Genomic DNA, 19377 nt, shown 5'->3' on the forward strand with positions numbered 1-19377 from the left:
TTCGCCTACATAGCGGGCAAATTTCCTTTCCCTGCGGAGCATTTCCTTATGGCACGTCAGTTCATCTATCATATGGCCGGACTTAATAAGTCCTACGGCGCGAAGAAGGTCCTGGAGAACATCCATCTGTCGTTCTACCCGGACGCGAAGATCGGTATCCTCGGCCCGAACGGCGCCGGTAAGTCGACGGTGCTCAGGATCATGGCCGGGCTCGACACGGAATATACGGGCGAAGCCTGGGTCGCCGAAGGCGCCACCGTCGGCTACCTGCCGCAGGAGCCGCAGCTCGATCCGACGAAGACGGTGCTCGAAAACGCCATGGAAGGCGTTGCCAAGAAGAAGGCGATCGTCGACCGCTACAACGAACTGATGATGAACTATTCCGACGAGACGGCGGAAGAGGGCGCCAAGCTCCAGGACATCATCGACAGCCAGAACCTCTGGGACCTCGAAAGCCAGGTGGAAATGGCCATGGAGGCGCTGCGTTGCCCCCCGGGTGACGCGGAAGTCACCAATCTGTCCGGTGGTGAAAAGCGCCGCGTCGCGCTCTGCAGGCTCCTGCTCTCGCAGCCCGACCTGCTGCTGCTCGACGAACCGACCAACCACCTCGACGCCGAGACGATCGCCTGGCTCGAAAAGCACCTGCGCGAATATCCGGGCGCCGTGCTGATGATCACCCACGACCGTTACTTCCTCGACAACGTCACGGGCTGGATCCTCGAGCTCGACCGCGGCCGCGGCATTCCCTATGAGGGCAACTACTCGGCCTATCTACAGGCCAAGGCCAAGCGCATGGCCCAGGAAGGCCGCGAGGAGGCCACCCGCCAGAAGGCGATCAGCCGCGAGCAGGAGTGGATCGCATCGAGCCCGAAGGCGCGCCAGGCGAAGTCCAAGGCCCGTATCCGTGCCTATGACGAACTGGTCAAGGCAGCCGCGGACCGCCGCCCGGGCGATGCCCAGATCATCATTCCGGTCGGCGAGCGCCTCGGCCAGGTGGTCATCGAGGCCGACAACATTTCCAAGGGTTATGACGATCAGCTGTTGATCGAAGGCCTCTCCTTCAAGCTGCCGCCGGGCGGCATCGTCGGCGTCATCGGCCCGAACGGCGCCGGCAAGTCGACGCTGTTCCGCATGATCACCGGCCAGGAAGAGCCGAACGAGGGTTCGTTCCGCATCGGCGACAGCGTGCAGCTCGGCTATGTCGACCAGAGCCGCGACTCGCTCGACGGCAACAAGACCGTCTGGGAGGAAATCTCCGGCGGCAACGACATCATCAAGCTCGGCAAGCACGAGGTCAACTCGCGCGCCTATTGCTCGTCCTTCAACTTCAAGGGCGGCGATCAGCAGCAGAAGGTCGGCACGCTGTCCGGCGGTCAGCGCAACCGCGTTCACCTCGCCAAGATGCTGAAGTCCGGCGGCAACGTCATCCTGCTCGACGAACCGACCAACGACCTCGACACCGAAACGCTGGCAGCGCTTGAAGACGCACTGGAAAACTTCGCCGGCTGCGCGGTCATCATCAGCCACGACCGCATGTTCCTCGACCGCCTGGCGACGCACATCCTCGCCTTTGAAGGCGACAGCCATGTCGAGTGGTTCGAAGGCAACTTCGAAGACTACGAGAAGGACAAGATCCGCCGCCTCGGCCCGGACTCGGTCAACCCGAAGCGCGTCACCTACAAGCGCCTGACGCGCTGATCAAAGCCAAGGCGCCGCCCTGTTTGCGGCGCCCGATGCCTTTGCGGCCGCGAATACGGGTATTGGAAGTCCATTGTCATGGAAACGGGCGTAGCGCAGGCTCCGCCCGTTTTCCTTTGCAAGGCCTGTCCCACCGACGCCATTGTTTGGCCTTTCCACGCAAATCCGCTTGCGCCGATCTCGCAAATCACATAAACATATCTTTATGTGTTGATGGGGATCGCGATGGCTGTTCAGAAAGAGCTGGGTCTGGATGCGCTGGTAGACGTGTTGAAGGCGGCGGGAGAGCCGACCCGCATGCGTCTCGTCGCTTTGCTCGCCGCCGGCGATCTCACCGTCACCGATCTTACCGAAATTCTCGGACAGTCGCAGCCGCGCATTTCGCGGCACCTGAAGCTGCTTGCCGAGGTCGAACTCGTCGATCGTTATCAGGAAGGCGCCTGGGCCTATTTCCGCCTCAGGCAGGATGGCGCCCGCGTCGCACTGGTGCGGGCGATGCTGGCGTCGGCGTCCGCTGACGACGCGGTGCTTTCGCGCGACGCGGCGCGGCTGGCGACGCTCAAGAAGGCGAGGGCCGAGAAGGCCCAGGCCTATTTCAGCCGCAATGCCGCCGGCTGGGACGAGCTTCGCCGCCTGCATGTCAGCGAGCGCGACGTCGAAGCGAAGCTGCGTGAGATGGTCGGCGACGAGCCGGTCGAAAGCCTGCTCGACCTTGGTACCGGCACCGGACGCATCCTGCAGCTCTTCGAAGGGCTCTATCGCCGCGGCGTCGGCGTCGATGCCAGCCGCGACATGCTCGCCGTGGCGCGCTCCAATCTCGACCGCGCCGGCATCACCAAGGCGTCGATCCGGCACGGCGACATCTTCAACCTGCCACTCGATGGCCACGCCTTCGATCTCGTCACCATTCACCAGGTGCTGCATTTCCTCGACGAGCCGGAGGCGGCGATCGCGGAAGCCGCGCGCATGCTGATGCCGGGCGGTCGCCTCGTCATCATCGACTTTGCGCCGCACGGGCTCGAGCATCTGCGCGACGAGCATGCGCATGCGCGCCTTGGCTTCTCGCACCAGGTGATCGCCGATTGGCTCGCCAAGGCCGGCCTGGTGCTCGAAAAGACCACGGATCTTTCGCCGGAAGCGGCGGAGGAGGAAAAGCTGACGGTGACGATCTGGCTGGCACGCGATCGGCGGGCCGTGAATGAGAATGAAACGCCGCGGCCGCGCGTTCATGCAGGGGGAGTTTGAGAATGACGGCACAGACGCTTTATCCGGCCGAGCGCGGCAATCTGAGACTCTCCTTCGAATACTTCCCCCCCAAGACCGACGAAATGGAAGCGCAGCTCTTCCAGACGGCGGAAGATCTTTCCGTCTTCGGTCCCGCATTCGTGACGGTTACCTATGGCGCCGGCGGCTCGACCAAGGCACGCTCGCTGACGACCGTGCGGCGGATGATCGAGGAAATGGGTTTTGCCAATACGGCCGCGCATCTGACCTGCGTCGGGGCGCCGAAGGCGGAAGTCGATGCCGTCATCGACGAATATATCGACTATGGCGTCCGCCATTTCGTGGCGCTGCGCGGCGATCCGCAGGGCGGCATCGGCAGCACCTATCAGCCGCATCCGGATGGCTATGCCAGCAGCACCGATCTGGTGCGGGCGATCCGCGCGCGTGGCGACGATATCGAGATTTCCGTATCCTCCTATCCGGAGAAGCACCCGGAGAGCCCTGACGTGGCCGCCGACATCGATATGCTGAAGCGCAAGGTCGACGCGGGAGCCAACCGGGCGCTGACCCAGTTCTTTTTCGACAATGACGATTTCGAGCGTTATCTCGAACGGCTGCGCCGCGCCGGCGTCAACATCCCGATCGTGCCGGGCATCCTGCCGATCAACAACCTGGCGCAGGTGCAGAAATTTGCCGGCCTCTGCGGCGCGAGCGTGCCGGAGGCGATCGTCACCCGGCTCGAGCATCTGGAAGACCAGCCGGCCGAACGCTTCAAGGAGGCGACCCACATCGCCGCCGAGCAGATCGTCGATCTCGCCCGGCGCGGCGTGCGCGATTTCCATCTCTATACGATGAACCGCTCGCCGCTGGTGACCGCCGTCTGCGATCTCGTGGGTTTCGAGCGGGTCTTGGCGGAGCCGAGTGTGGTGCTCCCCGGTCAGCGGCTCCAGGTGGCGGCCGGAGCGGCTGCCTGAATTGGTGCGGTAAGCCGGGCCCGCAGCGCTCAGCGCCTGCCCGACGCGCAAAGGTCGCCGCGGCGCTTAAAGCGCGTCGCGATCTTTCAGATTCGCTCCTTGCGCTTTAAGTTTTTGATATTTCGCATATCGTTATCGCAAAACCGCTGCGGACTTTTGCGCGACATGCTTTGATCCGCCGCACGTCTCTTCAGCCAGGCGATGCCCGAAAGCAGAGAAAGCGCATGAAGGCCGACCTTCATGCGCTTTCTTTTCTGTCGCAGCAATTAGACCCTGTGCTCTCTTGGCGGTCTAGCTTGCTTGGTGCTGCAAAATGGGTTTCCGGAAATTTAAGTCCCTATTCGGTTTGGACTGTCAGCGGCCGCTCATCAGATGAAGAGCATCGTGGCCACGAATACGAACGCTGCACTTATCATGAGGACATTCAGCGAATGTGTAAGGCCCATGGAAGACCCTCCCTGCGTTGACGCGTTAAAACATAGGGCGAAATCACGATGTGTTAAAGCGAAACTTGTGCTGCAGTGCGAAACCCGTGAGGGGGAGCGCGGTTGTTCACAGGGCTATACTATTGAGATATTTATCTTTTTCAGGTTGCCACAATTTTTTCACAATCGCTTCAGCAAGGTTAATATAAACGTTTGTAATCGTGCGTGAGCGCCTCGGAAGAGGACGAATTGGCCGGTTCGATTCCTCGTTCAGACGGCGTGTCTGAGCCGTAGAATGCGGCCGTCGAGCACTGCGAGGCCGAAAGCGATCAGCGCCATGCCGGCGATGTCGGCTGCCTGCAACGTTTCCCCGAGGAAGAGATAGCCGAGCAGAATCGCGCTCGGCGGCACCAGCAGGGTGACGAGGGAAGCATTGGTGGCGCCGGCTTCCGCCATGATCCGGAAGAAGAGAATATATCCATAGGCGGTTGAGACGAGTGCGAGGCCGAGGATGGCAAGTGTCGCCGCCATTGGCGGCATCGGCAAGGTCCAGGGCGCATCGGTGAAGGCGGCAACGGGCAGCATCATCAGCGTCGAAGCGGTCAGTTGGCCGGCGGCGGTCACCGGCGGAGCGAGATTTCGAAAACGCTTGCCGTAGGTCGCTGCGAGGCCATAGCTGACGGCGGCCAGCACCGGCAGGACGAGCGCCCAGAGCGGAATGCCGCTCGTCGTGCCGAACAGGCCGGCAAGCGCGCTCGGCCCGATCAACACCACGGTACCGGCGAGGCCGAGCAGGCAGCCGGAGATCTTGGCGGAGTTCAGCTTCTCGTCCTCGGTCGCCATATTGGCGATGATGACGGTCCAGACCGGCGTCGTGGCGTTGAGGATCGCCGCCAGCCCGGCGCCGATCTCAGTCTGGCCGAGGAAGATGAAGGCATGCGGAATGGCGTTGTTGATCAGTCCCATCAGCGCGAACTCGCGCCAGCGTCCGGAGAGTGCCTGATACATGCCGAAGCGGCCGCGGATATAGAGATGCAGGGCAAGGGCCGCGAGGCCCAGGCGCAGCACCACCAGCGTGAATGGCGGCACATGGGCAACGGCCACGCGCGCGAAGAAGAAGGAGCCGCCCCAGATGAGACCGAGCAGGGCGAGCAGCGCCCAGGTTCTGACGCTCATCTGATGGCCGTCGATTGTGGTTCGCGCATTCATGGTGATTGCCCTGTCCGTGTTGATTGCCTCACCCGTCAGCTTCGTCCAGGCGGGAGAATGGGGATCGCTGCGCAAGGTCGCGAGCGACATTCCCGGACCGGTTGTGATCTGACGACTGTTTCATAGCCCGGCGTCTTTGCGGGGGCCACCCGGTTCTTGCGGTATTCGTGGGAGGGGTGGCGCTCAGCCCGCCGTGGCGCATCTGGATGCGCAAAAGAGAAACCCCGGAGATCGGTTCCGATCCCCGGGGTGATAGATCTTCACGCATGAGCCACGCCCGTGGCCCGCGGTTCGCTCAGAGCGCGTTCAGGAGTTCCAGCGTCGCCCAGCCGTCGGCCGGGCGACCGAGGCGGAGCTGCTCCTTCTGGAGTGCGGCGCGGGTGCCGGAGCCGAGGATGCCGTCGATCTTGCCGACGTCATGGCCGAGCGTCTGCAGCTTGGTCTGCAGCGCCTTCATGCCGACATCGTCGAGGCCGGGCTCCGGGTTGCCGCCTTCATAGGCGGGCGCGCCGGCGAGGCGGGTTGCGAAATAGGCGGCCGAGGTCGTGTAGATGAACGACTGGTTCCACTCGAGATAGATATTGAAGTTCGGGTAGGTGAGGAAGGCCACGCCCTTGCGGCCTTGCGGCAGCACCAGCGAGGCTTCGAGGTTGCCGTTGGCGGTGTTGCCGTCACGTGGGCTGACGCCGAGCGCGAACCAGTCGGAAGCCTTCATGCCCGCCTGCAGGCCGGTCTTTTCCCAGGGAAGGTTTTCGGGAACGGTCACTTCCTGGATCCAGGGCTGGCCGGCCTTGAAGCCGAGGCTCTGGATGAACTTGGCCGCGGTCAGGATCGCGTCGGCCGAGCTCTTCTTGAGGTTGACGTGACCGTCGCCGTCGCCATCGACGCCATAGGCGATGATGTCTTCCGGCAGCATCTGCACCTGACCGATCTCGCCGGCCCAGGCACCGGTCGTGGTCGCGGGGTCGAGGTCGCCATGCTGCACCATCTCGATAGCGGCGAGGAGCTGCGGACGGAACATTTCCGGGCGGCGGCAATCATGTGCGAGCGTTACCAGCGCATTGCGCGTGTTGAAGTCGCCCTGAACCGCGCCGAAGTCGGTTTCCATCGCCCAGAAGGCGGTGATGACGGGGGCCGGCACGCCGAATTCCTGCTCGGCCCGGGCGAAGACGTCGGCATATTCCTTCATCTTCTGGCGGCCGAGATCGAGGCGCGACTTGCTGACGGTTCGCTTGGAGAATTCGGTGAAGGTCTGCTTGAAGACGCCCTGGGTGCGGTCACGGCTCAGGACCTTCTGGTCGATCGCGGCACCGGCGAGCGCACGATCGGCGACATCGGCCGGAACGCCCTTGGCGACGGCTTCGGCCTTCACGCCCTCGAGGAATGCGCCGAGATCGCCACCGCAGGCCACAGCCGGAGCGGCGCTCTGCGTGCCCGTCTGGGCCGCGGTCTGGGCGAAGGCAGTGGAGGCGGTGAGGGTCAGGAGGGCGATGGAGGCCAGGGCGTGCCGGGCTATGCGGTTCATCATAATTCCTTTCTGCGGCCGCGTGGTGAGGGAGGCACCACCACGGACAACAATTTGCTGTTTAAAGTGCTACAGCGACCCTTGCGCGTCTTAAGAGACGCGCGGCGCTGCAAATCTGCCGTTGCTCTTTCAGAGCATTATGACCGAATGAAGAAAATGGGGTTCCTTGCCACGCCTGGCGGCAAGAATGGCGGCCTTACTTCGGCTGTGAGACCGCCGCGACCCAGTTCTTCCAGTTTTTCGCCGAACCGGCGAAGACGTTGATATCCGTGGCGCCGTCGATGCCGGGGATCACACCGGTGCTGGTGTATTGCCAGAACGCCCAACGGCGCTCGACATAGATTTCACCCGGGTGCTTCGCGACCGAGCGGACCCAGAAATGGTGTTCCTTGAACTGGTCGACGAGATTGTCCCGGTGGAAGTCGACCGAGGTGTAGATGATCGGCCGCTTGCCGTAATGGGCTTCGAGGCGATCCATGAAGCGCTTCATCTCGGCGCGCACTTCGTCCGGCGTCGGGCGGTGGCGGCAGGTCTTCGATTCGCCGTTCCACTCGACGTCGAGAACCGGCGGCAGGTAGACCGCGGTCTTCGGCACATTGGCGATGAACCAGTCGGCCTGTTCGTCGGCGGTCGAGCAGAAATAGTAGAAGTGATAGGGCGCATAGGGGATGCCGGCGGCACGCGCCTTTTGCCAGTATTCGTTGAAGCGGGTATCGACCCGGTCCTTGCCTTCCGTCGCCTTGATGAAGGCGAAGGAGACGCCTGAGTTCTTGACCTTCGTCCAGTCGATATCGCCGTTCCACTTCGAGATGTCGATGCCGTGGATGTTGTGGTTCTGCGGGGTGCGATCACCGAAGTCCTGCGGATCGGTGTCCTGGAACCGCGGCGGGATCGATGCCGTCTGGATCAGGTCGTAATCGGTCGACGAACAGGCGGAAAGGAGGGTGGCAATGGGCAGTAGAGCCAGGAGAAGCCGGCGCATGAGGTACCTGTCTAGAGACGATCGACGATCCTGCCTCACACGATGGCTTTCATATCGGTGATTTCCCCCGCGAGGCGTGAACCTCATCTTCACCATATCATCGTAAAAATTGGGTTAGCTCAAGCGGGAATTGCAGATGGAGCGGAGCACTCCCCAGCCGAAAAAGAGCCGAAATCCCGAGGCGATTTCGGCTCTCGCCGAGCAATGGACATGGGGACGATCGCGCCGCAGGCCCGATCAGGCGGCAACCGCGACGGCCGGACGGTGATAGACCGCCAGCCAGGCATAGCCGCGGCCAATCGCCCGGCGTTCGAGGTCGGCACCGTTTGCTCTCGCCTTCTCGCGCAGAACGTCGAAAAGGTTTGCACGTGGCGTGACGTGGAAACGGTCCAGCCAGCCGTGCAGCACGCGGCGGAAGCTCGCCGGCAGGCGCTCCTGCTGGCCGAAATCGGCGATATGCAGCGATCCGCCTGGGTTGAGCGCGGCTATGGCCGCATCGATCGCCTTCTGCCAATCGGGGATCATCGACAGCGAATAGGAGATGACGATGTGGTCGAAGCCCCGTTCGCCGAAGATTGCCGGATCGAAATCCGTCGCATCGGCGACCTGAAGCACGGCGCGGCGCTTGCCGCCGCGATTGAGCTTGGCATCGGCGGAAGTGAGCATCTCCGAGGAGATGTCCAGGCCGAAGAGACGGGCCGAAGGGAAGCAGCGGCCTATGAGCGCCAAGTTACGCCCGGTGCCGCAGCCGACTTCGAGCACCGAGGCCCCGGAGGCCGGGTTCATTTCCCGGATCAGCGTGTCGCGGCCGAAGAGGTAGTATTTTCGCGTCACGTCGTAGAAGTGCCGCTGGTAGCGGTACATGTGGTCCATGCGCCGCGCGTGGGAAATCCCGGCCTCACGCATGGGCTCAAGCCTTCTTCCGGTAGATGTGGAACCCGCCATAGATGGCGGAGCGATCTTCGGCGCCGAGCCTGGCCGATGCCTCGGCATCGTAGTGCCACTGATCGAGCAGGGCCGAAGAGACGCGCCCCGGCAGGATGCTGTCTTCAGCCGCGGTGCGGAAGATGACGACGGCGCTGCTGTCCGCGGTGCGGGTGATCTCGGTCCAGAGGTCGTTGAGCTGCTGGTCGGTCATCCAGTCCTGGGCATCGAGCAGGATGTAGCGGTCGACGGAAGCGGCCGGCTTGCTGGCCAGGAGCTCGGTGTAGCTTGCGTGATGGACCTCGACGCGCTCGGCATTGTTGCGGATCGCCTCATAGGCGCGGGCATTGAGGTAGGGCGGCAGTTCGCCTTCGTGCGGCAGCGGATAACGGCGACCGAAGGCCTGCCAGGCGAAGTAGTTTTCCCTAAGCGGGAAGTGGCAGGTGAGCTTTTCCAGGCGGTGACGCAAGACAGCTGCGAGCGATTTCTCGCTGCTGAGGCTGGCAAGCTCGTCGAACTGCTGCGGCGGGATGCCGAGCCCGAAGAGCGAGCTCTTGCGGCTGGTGATCCAGCGGATGACGGGACGATCGAAAAGCGGCGCAAGGCGCTCGTCGAAGAACTGGCGTTGCTCGCGCATCGAGCGCGCCTGGACGAACTCTTCCGGGTTGACGCCATGCAGGCGGGCGAGCAGATGGCTTGCGGCGATGAAGCGGCCGAGCAGGCCGGTGCGATAGATGTTGCGGCCGAAGACGCCGATGCGCCGGCGACCGGTGATGTCGCGGCCGTTCCAGTAGCTGCGCGTGGCGGTGTCGAGCTTCGGAGAGAGGAAGAGGTCGAAGGCCTGGACGTTGGTCGCCGTGCCCTGGGTTGCCAGGAAGCGCGTGACATCCTTGTGGCTAGGCAGGTGGCGGAAGGCCGCGAGCTTCAGGCGGTTCAGCGCGATGTGGTGCGGGTTGAGATCGACGACGTCGATCTTGCGCGGGCCGGCCGACAGGTAGGTCAGCATGTTGCAGCCGCCGGAGCCGATGGTGACTATCCGATGCTCCGGGCTAAGCTGCATCGCCTCCATGTCGACGATCGGATCCTCCCAGATCTGCGGGTAGACGAGCCCCGAGAAGAGCAGGCCGAAGAGACGTTCTGAGAGGCCGGCGAGGGAGAAGGTCTTGTGCTGGAGCAGGGCGGTTTTCAGCTTCGGATTTTTTCTGCCAAAGCCAACATCGGGGGCTAGTTCGGTCATCTCTGCCGGTCATCCAGTTGAAACTTAGCCGCTTCTAAAGTGACTCCGCTACACTTTGATGACGGGGTTTCCACAGCCCCGGAAGGCCCTTAAACGGCCGCCATACAATTTTTCACCCATAAGAAATCATTAAACCCTAGCGTGCTAGGCACCGCCTTACATTCGGGGGGCGTCGACATGATGTTAAGAACGTTTCTGCCGAAGCCCGAGCAGCGATTTGCGGCTGCCGGCGCGGCATTGGGGGCTCTGGTTTCTGCGGCGTGGCTGGCGATGGAAACCGTGCTTGCAAAACAATCGCATTGGGATGTTCCCGCAATGCTGGCGGCTGGCGCCATGCCGTTTCTCCTCGGCGGATCCTTCTATCGCTGGCGTTACCTGCGGCGGCTCGAACATGAGCTGCATGCAGCGCGCCGTGCGGAGCGGCGCTTGCGCCACGAAGTCCACCGCGACAAGCTCACCGGGCTTGCAAACCGCGCGGCTCTGGAAGCGGACATTCGCCAGGCGCTTTCAGTGGAGGGAGCCACCTTCGAGCGCAATGCGCTGCTCCTTCTCGATCTCGACCGGTTCAAGGCGATCAACGATACGATGGGCCACGATGCCGGCGACCGGCTGCTGGCGCTCTTTGGCGCGCGCCTGAGGCGCGCCTTCTCCGGGGAGGCGAGCCTCTACCGGCTGGGGGGAGACGAGTTCGTGCTCGCCGCCGCCGGCGCATCATCGCAGGCTGAGGCGGAAATGCTCGCAATGCGGGTAAAGGCGCTGTTCGAAGCGCCGTTCGATCTTGGTGATGCACGGGTCGCTTCCGGCTGCAGTATCGGCATCGCCTTCATCGAGCGAAGCGATACGGCGACGGGCGACGTGCTGAAGCGTGCGGACCTGGCGCTCTACGAGGCGAAGGCGGTGAGCGGCAACAGCCACGCCTTCCACTCGGAGACGCTGACCCGCGCCGCCAGGCAGCGGGCGGAGGCCGAGCGTGACGTCGCACGCGGGCTCGAGGCCGATGAATTCTTCCTCGAATTCCTGCCGACGGCCGGGACGGCCAGCGGGGCCATCCGTGGATTCGAGGCGCTGCTGCGCTGGCGACATCCGCTGCGCGGCGTCATCGGTGCCGAAGCCTTCATAGAGCCGTCCGAGAAGAGCACGAGCACGCTCTCGCTTGGCTATTGGACACTTCGGGCGGCCTGCGCACAGGCTGCCCGCTGGGCTTCGCCGACGGGGCTGACCGTCGCCCCCTTTGCTCCGCAACTAAAGGATCGCGACTTTGTCGCACAGGTCGAGCAGTGCCTCAGCGAAGCGAGCTTGCCGCCGGGACGCCTGACGATCGAGATCGTCGGGGACTTTTCGACCGAGGATCTTGCCCTGATCTCCGGGAACCTTCAGGGGATGCGGGCGCTTGGTGTGCGGATTGCGCTTGGCGGCGGCGCCGGCTCATCCTTGCCCCTGAACCTGATTGCCGAACTGCAGCCCGATCAGGTGACCATCGATCTTACCGCCATCCGGGCTACCCACGGCAGCGAGCGCAGCCTTGCACTGCTTGCCTGCCTCATCAAGACCGGCCAGGTGCTGCGCCTGCCGATCGCCGTGCGCGGCATCGAAAAGCAAAGCGAGATGGATTGCGCACGGGCCAGCGGCGCCGTGGAAGTCAGCGGTCCGTGGATATCGCCGGCGCTGACGGATGTGGCGGCATTGCTCGAGACAGGCGAAGCGGCGGATTTGCGACGCTCGGCCTAGCGCGGCGTGTGTCGATGGCGCACAAGGGCTCCAGGCTGCTGCGGGCCTGCGCTGCCACGGTTCCCATTCCCCGGTGGAAACCTGCAATTTCCGGGCTTTTCCCGGCGGCGAAATGCTGGTTCTCTCTCTGCAACTCGACAGCGCGCCTGCGCCCAATCGGACGCGAGGGCCGCTGCCGCACCTTGAAATGCTGCGGGTATCTGTCCTTGGTGTCCTTGGCCGGCACGGCTGCAAGGAAACGTGAGACGGCTGGAGGGAACGCATGGGACGCATACTGAGGAGATCAGCTGCCGCGTTGGCATTGGGCATCGTCGCCATCGGCGGCTGGCTTGCGATCGCGCCGCCGGAACTGCTCAAGGTCGGCGATGGCTATGCGGCGAAGATCGTCTGCTCCAATGTCTTCATCGCAAAACGGGACGCCCAGTCGGTGCTGGCCGATGACGTCCAGGCGCCGGGCCACCCCTTGCTGAAGCTGGTGAAGGTTGCCGTCGATCCCGAGAGACAGACGGTGACCGCGCAGATCCTCGGCTTTGCTGCCGCAGGCTATGCTGCCTACAGACCGGGCGCGGGCTGCGCGAGCCTGCCGGACGGCGACGGCACGCGCTTGCCGCCGGTCAGGACGGCTGCGGCCGTGGTGGACGCACCCGCCTCCGAAACACCCTGGCCGGACGGCGAAGGGGCCGCGATCGATCCCGCCTTGCAGAAGCTTGTCGAGGATGCCGATCTCGCCGGTCCGGGCGTGCGGGCGATCGCCGTCATCCGCGATGGTCGCCTGGTCGCCGAGACCTATGGCCAGGGCTTCGACCGTTCTACGCCGTTGCTCGGCTGGTCGATGACGAAATCGGTCACGGCGACGCTGATCGGCCTTCGTGTGGCTGAAGGCAAAATGGAGATGGCGCGCGCCGGGCTCCTGCCGGAATGGGCGAGCGACGAGCGGGCCAACATCACGCTTGCCGACCTGATGGGCATGCAGAGCGGCCTCGAATTCAATGAGAACTATGGCGATGTTACCGACGTCACGCGCATGCTCTATCTTGAAAAGGATATGGCGGGCTACGCGGCCGCAAAGCCGCTGACATCCGATCCGGGCGTGAAGTTCAGCTATTCCAGCGGCACGAGCACGCTGCTGTCGCGCATCTGGATGCGAAGCTTCGACGATCCGGCGGCAGCACTCGCCTTTCCGCATGATGCGCTGTTTGCGCCTTTGGGCATGAGCAGCGCCGTGCTCGAAACCGATGCCAGCGGCACCTTCGTCGGCTCGTCCTACATGTATGCGACCGCACAGGACTGGGCGCGTTTCGCGCAGTTCCTCTTGCAGGATGGCGTCTGGAAGGGGAGGGCGATGCTGCCGAAGGACTACGTCGCCTTCATGCGTGGGCCGACCAAGGCCTCGGAGGGCAAGTACGGCCAGGGACAGGTGTGGCTGGAGGAAAACGGTGTCCGCGCCGGCTCGGGCCGCTTCCCGGCCGACGCTTTCTGGATGCTCGGCCATGATGGCCAGGCGATCATGCTGGTGCCTTCGCTGAAGCTCGCGGTGGTCCGGCTCGGGCTGACGCCCTCGCGCCTCGGCTACGACGTGCAGAAACTCAACGCCAAAATAATAGAGGCGCTCGATTGAGCGCCTCGCAAAATCACCTGAGCTTGGCTCAAGCGGCCTTGGCTCACTTCATGCCGAGTTCTTCGAGAAGGCCCTTGCGCTTGGCGTGGTAATAGTAGCCGCTGGCATAGAGCTTGACCGCGCCGTCGTGCTGGTTGTCGGCCACCATCCAGGCGCCGTGCAGATATTTCGTCGCGTATTTGAGGTTGGTTTCGGCGTCGAACAGGCCCTCCGCCGGACCGTCATAGCCGAGGCCCTTGGCGGTGTTGTAGCGGATCTGCATCAGGCCGTAATTGCCGTTGCTGTAGGCGCGCGGATTGTAGTTGCTCTCGCGCTTGACGACACGGTGAACCAGCTCGACCGGAATGTCGTTCAGATCGGCATAATACTTGATCAGCTTGTCGAGGTCGGGACGCGAACTCGTCGGCGCCTTGCTGAGCTTCATCGAATCCGGAATGACGCTGGCAACGGCTGCGACCGTCGAGCCGATGACGCCTGTCTTCGGACGCTCGGTCGGCACGATCATGCGGTTGGCGACCAGCGTTTCGAGGCCGACGGGCTCGCCGGTGTCGAAGTCCGATTCCATCGCGGCGGCAACCGCAAGCGTCGAAACCGGAAGATCCTGGACGCGGCTGGTCTTGGTCGCAACTTCTGCAGAGGCCGGTGCCGGCCCTTGCGAGGCATTGGCGGAAACCTGGGTAACGGCCGCGGCTGCCGTTTCTGCATTGGCGACGGCAGGCGTCGTCGGGGCGACCATGGCAAGCGCCATGGTGCTGCCCGGCTTGGAGGCGGGAACAGCAACCATCGCCGGGGCGGCTTCGGCGCCTTGTGCCAGGTCGGCCGCGACCGGATAGGTGACCGCGATGCCCGATGCCTGGACGGCTGTCTGTGCCGTCAGCGCGGCGCTCGTCGCGGTGGCCACACCGTCAGGCGTTGGCAGCGCGTAGGCCGTCATTTCAGTGCCGGGCTTTGCAAGCGGGGTGACCGTCTGTACGGCCGTCAATTCTTCGAGCGACGTGTGCTCTACCGTCGAGCATCCCGAGACGATGGTCGCCGACAGGATAGCTGCCACGCCAAACGTCTGTTTGGAAAGGGAAATACGGTACTTCGCCATTCTGTCACTTTCGTGCTTCTGGGCCCCGTCGCCCCCTGCAAATCAGCGGTTGCCAGCCGCCGAGAGTGAATCTCCATTAACCTATGAGGCTGGCGGCGGCAAGCGCAGGCGACAATTTCACGCCGAGGCGCGCTTCATCGTCGCCGTCAGAAGCCCCGCGCCGATGAGCATGGAGCCGCCGGCGCGGTTGACGATCCGGCGGATGTTCGGCCTGGAAATCGTGCTGCGCGCAGCGGTCGCAAGGGCTGCATAGAGGCTGGCATTGAGGATCGTGAGTGTCAGGAAGGTGAGCTCGAAAATCGCCATCTGGGTGAAGAGCGGCTGCGTCAGATCGAGGAACTGCGGCAGGAAGGCGACGAAGAAGACGATGCTTTTCGGATTCAATGCGGTCACCGCATAGGTATGGCAGAAGATGTGCAGCGGCCGCTCGGTGGCGGTGGTCTCGAGGCCGGCGTCGCCTCCGCCTGCCACCGGTGCGCGCCAGAGCTTGATGCCGAGCCAGACGAGATAGGCGGCGCCCACCCAATTCAGCACGGTGAAGATCGCGGCAGAGGTCGCAAGCAGCGCGCCTACAGCGCCGCGCGTCCTTAGCGCGTCTTGAAGACGCGCGGCGCTGTAGGGTTCTCGACAATGAATTTGCCGAGCCAGCCACGGAAACGCGGAACCGTCAATCTCGAAATCAGGGGCCTTCGGCGCGCCGCAACAGGCGACGCGCCGAAGCCTATGACTGTCAGTTCTGCGCCTGCCACTTCTGGCCGATGACGTCCATGACCTCACCGAACCACTTCACCGAGGTGTCGAAGTGCTTGCCGCCCTTGATGCGCGGGAACTCGATCGTGCGCAGCTTGCCGCCCTGGTCCTCGTCGTGGCCGGTGACGCCAGAGACCTTGTTGAGCGCGCTTTCGACGGCGAGGTCGACCATGCTCTGGATCAGGCGCAGGTCGTCGCCGTTGGCCGGTGCGGAGCGGGCGTAGTAGCCGGACTTCTGCACCATCGAGCGCTCGGCGCCGAGCAGAGCGGCGAACTGCTTGGAGAACCAGTTGCCGACATTGATCGTGTCGATCTTCACGTGACCGAAGGCATCGCGCTTGATCGTTTCGCCGGCGGCTTCCCGTTCGGCGACGATCGCATCGAGGCAGGCGCCTTCACTGACGAACAGCGTGACGAAGCCGGTGCGGTCCATGACCTTGCGCAGGCGATCGGCTTCGGCCTGCAGATCGAATTTCATCTCCGGCAGATAAAGGCCGTCGATGTTCTTCATCTGGCGGTTCATCATGAAGCCGTCGACGAACTCCTTGTCGTCGACCGTCTGGATGTAGGAGCGGGCGGTGGCCGCGGTCAGCCAGCCGCAATGGCGGCCCATGACCTCGTGCACGACCAGCGTGCGCGGTGCGGCACTCTGCTCGTTGCTCACATTGTCGAAGAAACGGGCGCCGTATTCGGCCGCCGTCCAGGCGCCGAGCGTCTGGCGGATCGGCACGACGTCGTTGTCGACGGTCTTCGGCAGGCCGACCACGGTCAGGTCGTAGCCATTGGCGCCGAGATAGGCGGCGAGGTCGGCTGCCGTCGTGTTGGTGTCGTCGCCACCGATCGTGTGCAGGATCGAGATGCCGTCATTGGCAAGCCGCTCGGCGGCGATGCGCAGCGGGTTCTCGCCATCCTTGACGAGGCCGCGCTTGACGCAATCGGCCGCGTTGGTGAGCTTGACGCGGCTGTTGCCGATCGGCGAGCCGCCATGGCGATGCAGGATGTGCGCCTTCTCGCGCATGTCGCGCGTGATCTCGATGCGGTCGGCCAAGAGCAGGCCCTGGTAGCCGGAGCGATAGGCGACCAGCTCGTATTCGGGCGCGATGTCCGTGTAGCGCTCGATCAGCCCCCCAACGGCGGATGACAGGCAGGGCGCGAGCCCGCCGGCCGTCAGCATTGCGACTTTTTTCTTGGCCATGTTTCCTCCTCGGGATTTTGGCATGCGATGGGTGGGGCCTCCATAACGCAAATCAGATGGAAATTAAATGACGGGCCTGTGGATGTTGTGTCGAGGCGCTGCCGCCAGGAGCCAATGAAGGCTGCAATGGCTGGGCAGGGCAGATGCGCGCGGATTGTCGCAGGCCGCGGTCCGGGTGGTTCTGCTCTGAGGCGGTCGCGAACGGTGCAGTTGCTGATTTTCAGGGCGGCGAGAACATCTCCTTTTTATTGAAAGCTGTTCCCGCGGTAACAGCTTTCTGTCGGCTGGCTGTCGCAAGTTCCAATCGATGGATTGACAATAGTGAGGGGCCATCACAAATTCGTCATCCTCGTGGTTCGGGCCGCGCACTGCTTGCAATTTGCCACCACATCGGTCCATGCTATAGGGTGGAGAGACAGGGAACCTCGCATGTCATTCTGGGACAGCCTCCTCAAGATCGTTACCGCCACCGGCAATGCGCTTGCCGGCGTGGTCGAGGCCGTGCGCACCCTGTTCGAGGGCGATCCGGAAACGCGGCGCAAGGTGGCCTTCTCCGTTGCCATGATCGCGCTTTCGGCCAAGATGGCCAAGGCCGACGGCGTCGTGACCGAGGCCGAGGTGGCCGCCTTCCGCGACATTTTCCAGTTTCCGCCGGATCAGGCGCAGAACGTCGCCCGTCTCTATAATCTGGCGCGCCAGGACGTCGCCGGTTACGAGGCCTATGCCGAGAAGATGGCGTCGCTGTGTTCGTCCTGCGAAAAGAACTGCCCGATCCTCGAGGATATCGTCGACGGCCTCTTTCATATCGCCAAGTCTGACGGGGCGGTGCACGAGCGCGAGCTCGCCTTCCTGATGCGCGTGGCCGATATATTCGGCATGGACGAGGCGCATTTCGCGCGGATCATGGCCCGTCACGTTCACGGCGACGGCCGTGACCCCTATCAGGTTCTCGGCGTTTCGCGTAAGGATGATTTCGCCGATATCCGCAAGCGCTACCGGGTGCTCGTCTCAGAGAACCATCCGGACATGCTGGCGGCTCGCGGCGTACCGCAAGAATTCCACGCGATCGCCAATGATCGCATGGCGGCGCTGAACGCCGCCTATGAGGCGATCGAGAAAGAACGCCGGGCCGCATGACCTCGAAATACTGCGATTATCCGGGTGCACGCTTCATGCCATCGCCCAATTTCGGCGACCGCGTCGGCCAGCGCGCCCCGGATATGATCGTTCTGCATTATACCGGCATGCCGACGGGAGCCTCGGCGCTCGAATGGCTCTGCCGCGAGGAGAGCCAAGTCTCCAGCCACTATTTCGTCCACGAGGATGGGCGCGTCGATCAGCTCGTGCCGGAGGCACGCCGTGCCTGGCATGCCGGCAAGAGCTATTGGAAGGGCGAGACCGACATCAACTCCTGCTCGATCGGGATAGAGATCGCCAACCCCGGTCACCCGGGTGGGTTGCCGGACTTTCCGGAGAAGCAGATCGCGGCGGTTGTAGAATTGTGTCGCGACTGTGGCCAACGCTGGTCGATCGCGCCGGAAAGAGTGCTCGCACACAGCGATATCGCCCCCATTCGCAAGGTCGATCCGGGAGAAAAATTTCCGTGGCACATTCTTCATCGCGAGGGGGTCGGCCACTGGGTGGAACCGGCCCCGATCGGCGGCGGGCGGTTTTTTCAGCGTGGCGACCGGGGCCAGCCGGTGGAGGCCATCCAGTCGATGCTGTCGCTCTATGGCTATGGCGTTGATGTGACTGGCGAATTCTGTGAGAAGACCGAAGGCGCCGTCGCCGCTTTCCAGCGGCACTTCCGACAACAAGGGGTCGATGGCATCGCCGATATCTCAACCATCGATACGCTGCACCGCCTGCTCTCCGGCCTACCGCAATTCACCGCCTGACGCGGAAGATTTTTTCGTCGTAACGGCGCTTCTGCAGAAATTCGGGGCACAAATTTTTAGCTTTGCCACATGTTTACCATGATGCGGCATTCATTTCCCGCTCCATTGGAACTGCAGGAGCATCAGGGCGCAACGCTCACTTCCTGTGAATGAAACGATCGGGAAGTGAGGCTCGAAGCGGGGTGCGCTTCGGTCCATTCCCCAGACCGGAGAATTCAAACTACATGAGAATATCGTCTGTTGCTGCGGTGGCGGCATGCCTTGGCATGTTCTTCGCCGGGATGGGTACGTCGTATGCGGGGAATGTCGACAAAACCATCAAGACCTCGTCCATCCAGTCCGTCACCCGTACCACAGGCTATCCCAAGCCGGATCTCCTCCAGAGCGCTGACTATACGGGGCTGATCAAGACCTACGCCAAGCAGTACGGCGTTCCGATCGACTTGGCGCATGCGATCGTCAAGGTCGAGAGCAACTTCAATCCCAAGGCGCGCGGCAGCGCCGGCGAAATCGGTCTGATGCAGATCAAGCCCGCTACCGCCCGCATGATGGGCTATTCCGGTTCCTCCAAGGGCCTCTACGATCCGGAAACCAACATCAAGTTCGGCATGAAGTATCTTGCCGTGGCGCATGAGCTGTCCGGTGGCACCACATGCGGCACGGTCCTCAAATACAACGCCGGCCACGGTGCCAAGCGCATGAACCCGGTTTCCAAGCGCTATTGCGGCAAGGTCCAGGACATCATCAACTGACCGATGGCATGACCGGCGCAGCGAGCCTTCGCCGCGCAGCCAAAGAGCTTCATCCGCCAGCCGCGCCCGGTGATGGCGGATGCTCCAGCCGGACAGGTCTCGCGTTCCGGCGCACACGGAAATCCCTAGAACCATCGTGCCATAT

At 63.2% G+C, this 19377-nt stretch carries 16 protein-coding genes and 1 pseudogene; 8 read left to right on the top strand and 9 right to left on the bottom strand.

The window, feature by feature from the left end:
• The first annotated feature begins 48 nt into the window (after positions 1-48).
• The 3 genes from ettA (at position 49) to metF (ending at position 3896) form a co-directional block, all read left to right on the top strand.
• The gene (gene ettA / locus AC0C6X_RS21255) at positions 49-1698 is read left to right on the top strand and encodes an energy-dependent translational throttle protein EttA (protein ID WP_173517217.1); all 1650 of its coding nucleotides are present in this window, start codon (positions 49-51) and stop codon (positions 1696-1698) included.
• Positions 1699-1923: 225 nt separating this feature from the next.
• The gene (locus AC0C6X_RS21260) at positions 1924-2943 is read left to right on the top strand and encodes an ArsR/SmtB family transcription factor (RefSeq protein WP_247958397.1); all 1020 of its coding nucleotides are present in this window, start codon (positions 1924-1926) and stop codon (positions 2941-2943) included.
• Between the two features lie 2 nt (positions 2944-2945).
• Entirely contained in the window at positions 2946-3896 is a 951-nt protein-coding gene (gene metF, locus AC0C6X_RS21265) for a methylenetetrahydrofolate reductase [NAD(P)H] (protein WP_173517215.1), read from the top strand.
• Between the two features lie 86 nt (positions 3897-3982).
• On the opposite strand, the gene AC0C6X_RS21270 is transcribed toward metF, so the two are convergent.
• The 6 genes from AC0C6X_RS21270 to AC0C6X_RS21295 all read right to left on the bottom strand — a co-directional run bounded on the left by AC0C6X_RS21270 (position 3983) and on the right by AC0C6X_RS21295 (position 10198).
• Positions 3983-4138, bottom strand: coding sequence for a hypothetical protein (locus tag AC0C6X_RS21270; RefSeq protein WP_173514882.1), 156 nt, complete (start codon positions 4136-4138; stop codon positions 3983-3985).
• A 453-nt stretch (positions 4139-4591) separates the two neighbouring features.
• Complete coding sequence (locus AC0C6X_RS21275; RefSeq protein ID WP_472954988.1) at positions 4592-5530, bottom strand: DMT family transporter; 939 nt, start codon at positions 5528-5530, stop codon at positions 4592-4594.
• 295 nt (positions 5531-5825) lie between these two features.
• Positions 5826-7055 (bottom strand): lytic murein transglycosylase, encoded by a 1230-nt coding sequence (locus tag AC0C6X_RS21280; protein WP_173517214.1) that lies wholly within the window; start codon positions 7053-7055, stop codon positions 5826-5828.
• Positions 7056-7251: 196 nt separating this feature from the next.
• Entirely contained in the window at positions 7252-8037 is a 786-nt protein-coding gene (locus tag AC0C6X_RS21285; protein ID WP_173517213.1) for a glycoside hydrolase family 25 protein, read from the bottom strand.
• Positions 8038-8274: 237 nt separating this feature from the next.
• On the bottom strand, positions 8275-8943 hold the full coding sequence (locus tag AC0C6X_RS21290; protein WP_246304315.1) for a class I SAM-dependent methyltransferase: 669 nt from the start codon (positions 8941-8943) through the stop codon (positions 8275-8277).
• Positions 8944-8947: 4 nt separating this feature from the next.
• Positions 8948-10198 carry a BtaA family protein gene (locus AC0C6X_RS21295; protein ID WP_173517211.1) on the bottom strand — a complete coding sequence of 417 codons (1251 nt, stop codon included), beginning with the start codon at positions 10196-10198 and terminating at the stop codon, positions 8948-8950.
• Between the two features lie 177 nt (positions 10199-10375).
• Here AC0C6X_RS21295 and AC0C6X_RS21300 point away from each other — a divergent pair, with 177 nt between their 5' ends.
• Positions 10376-11926: an EAL domain-containing protein gene (locus tag AC0C6X_RS21300; RefSeq protein ID WP_472954992.1), complete on the top strand. Its 1551-nt coding sequence runs from the start codon at positions 10376-10378 to the stop codon at positions 11924-11926.
• 262 nt (positions 11927-12188) lie between these two features.
• Positions 12189-13544, top strand: coding sequence for a serine hydrolase domain-containing protein (locus AC0C6X_RS21305; RefSeq protein WP_472954993.1), 1356 nt, complete (start codon positions 12189-12191; stop codon positions 13542-13544).
• Positions 13545-13587: 43 nt separating this feature from the next.
• Here the strand turns inward: AC0C6X_RS21305 and AC0C6X_RS21310 are convergent, their stop codons facing one another.
• From AC0C6X_RS21310 to AC0C6X_RS21320, 3 genes and pseudogenes are all read right to left on the bottom strand, one after another.
• Positions 13588-14637, bottom strand: a complete 1050-nt coding sequence (locus AC0C6X_RS21310; protein WP_472954995.1) for a transglycosylase SLT domain-containing protein — start codon at positions 14635-14637, stop codon at positions 13588-13590.
• Positions 14638-14754: 117 nt separating this feature from the next.
• A pseudogene (locus tag AC0C6X_RS21315) lies at positions 14755-15210 on the bottom strand (LysE family translocator); the annotation flags it as partial.
• 157 nt (positions 15211-15367) lie between these two features.
• Positions 15368-16582: a pyrophosphate--fructose-6-phosphate 1-phosphotransferase gene (locus AC0C6X_RS21320; protein WP_173517207.1), complete on the bottom strand. Its 1215-nt coding sequence runs from the start codon at positions 16580-16582 to the stop codon at positions 15368-15370.
• A 429-nt stretch (positions 16583-17011) separates the two neighbouring features.
• On the opposite strand from AC0C6X_RS21320, the gene AC0C6X_RS21325 reads away from it, so the two are divergent.
• The 3 genes from AC0C6X_RS21325 to AC0C6X_RS21335 all read left to right on the top strand — a co-directional run bounded on the left by AC0C6X_RS21325 (position 17012) and on the right by AC0C6X_RS21335 (position 19232).
• Positions 17012-17719: a TerB family tellurite resistance protein gene (locus tag AC0C6X_RS21325; protein ID WP_472954997.1), complete on the top strand. Its 708-nt coding sequence runs from the start codon at positions 17012-17014 to the stop codon at positions 17717-17719.
• Positions 17716-18480: an N-acetylmuramoyl-L-alanine amidase gene (locus tag AC0C6X_RS21330; RefSeq protein ID WP_173517205.1), complete on the top strand. Its 765-nt coding sequence runs from the start codon at positions 17716-17718 to the stop codon at positions 18478-18480. The genes AC0C6X_RS21325 and AC0C6X_RS21330 overlap by 4 nt, the downstream gene beginning before the upstream one ends.
• A gap of 224 nt (positions 18481-18704) precedes the next feature.
• Positions 18705-19232, top strand: coding sequence for a lytic transglycosylase domain-containing protein (locus AC0C6X_RS21335; RefSeq protein ID WP_173517204.1), 528 nt, complete (start codon positions 18705-18707; stop codon positions 19230-19232).
• Positions 19233-19377: the final 145 nt, after the last annotated feature.

It is taken from the genome of Ensifer sp. VA4 (genome assembly GCF_055710065.1).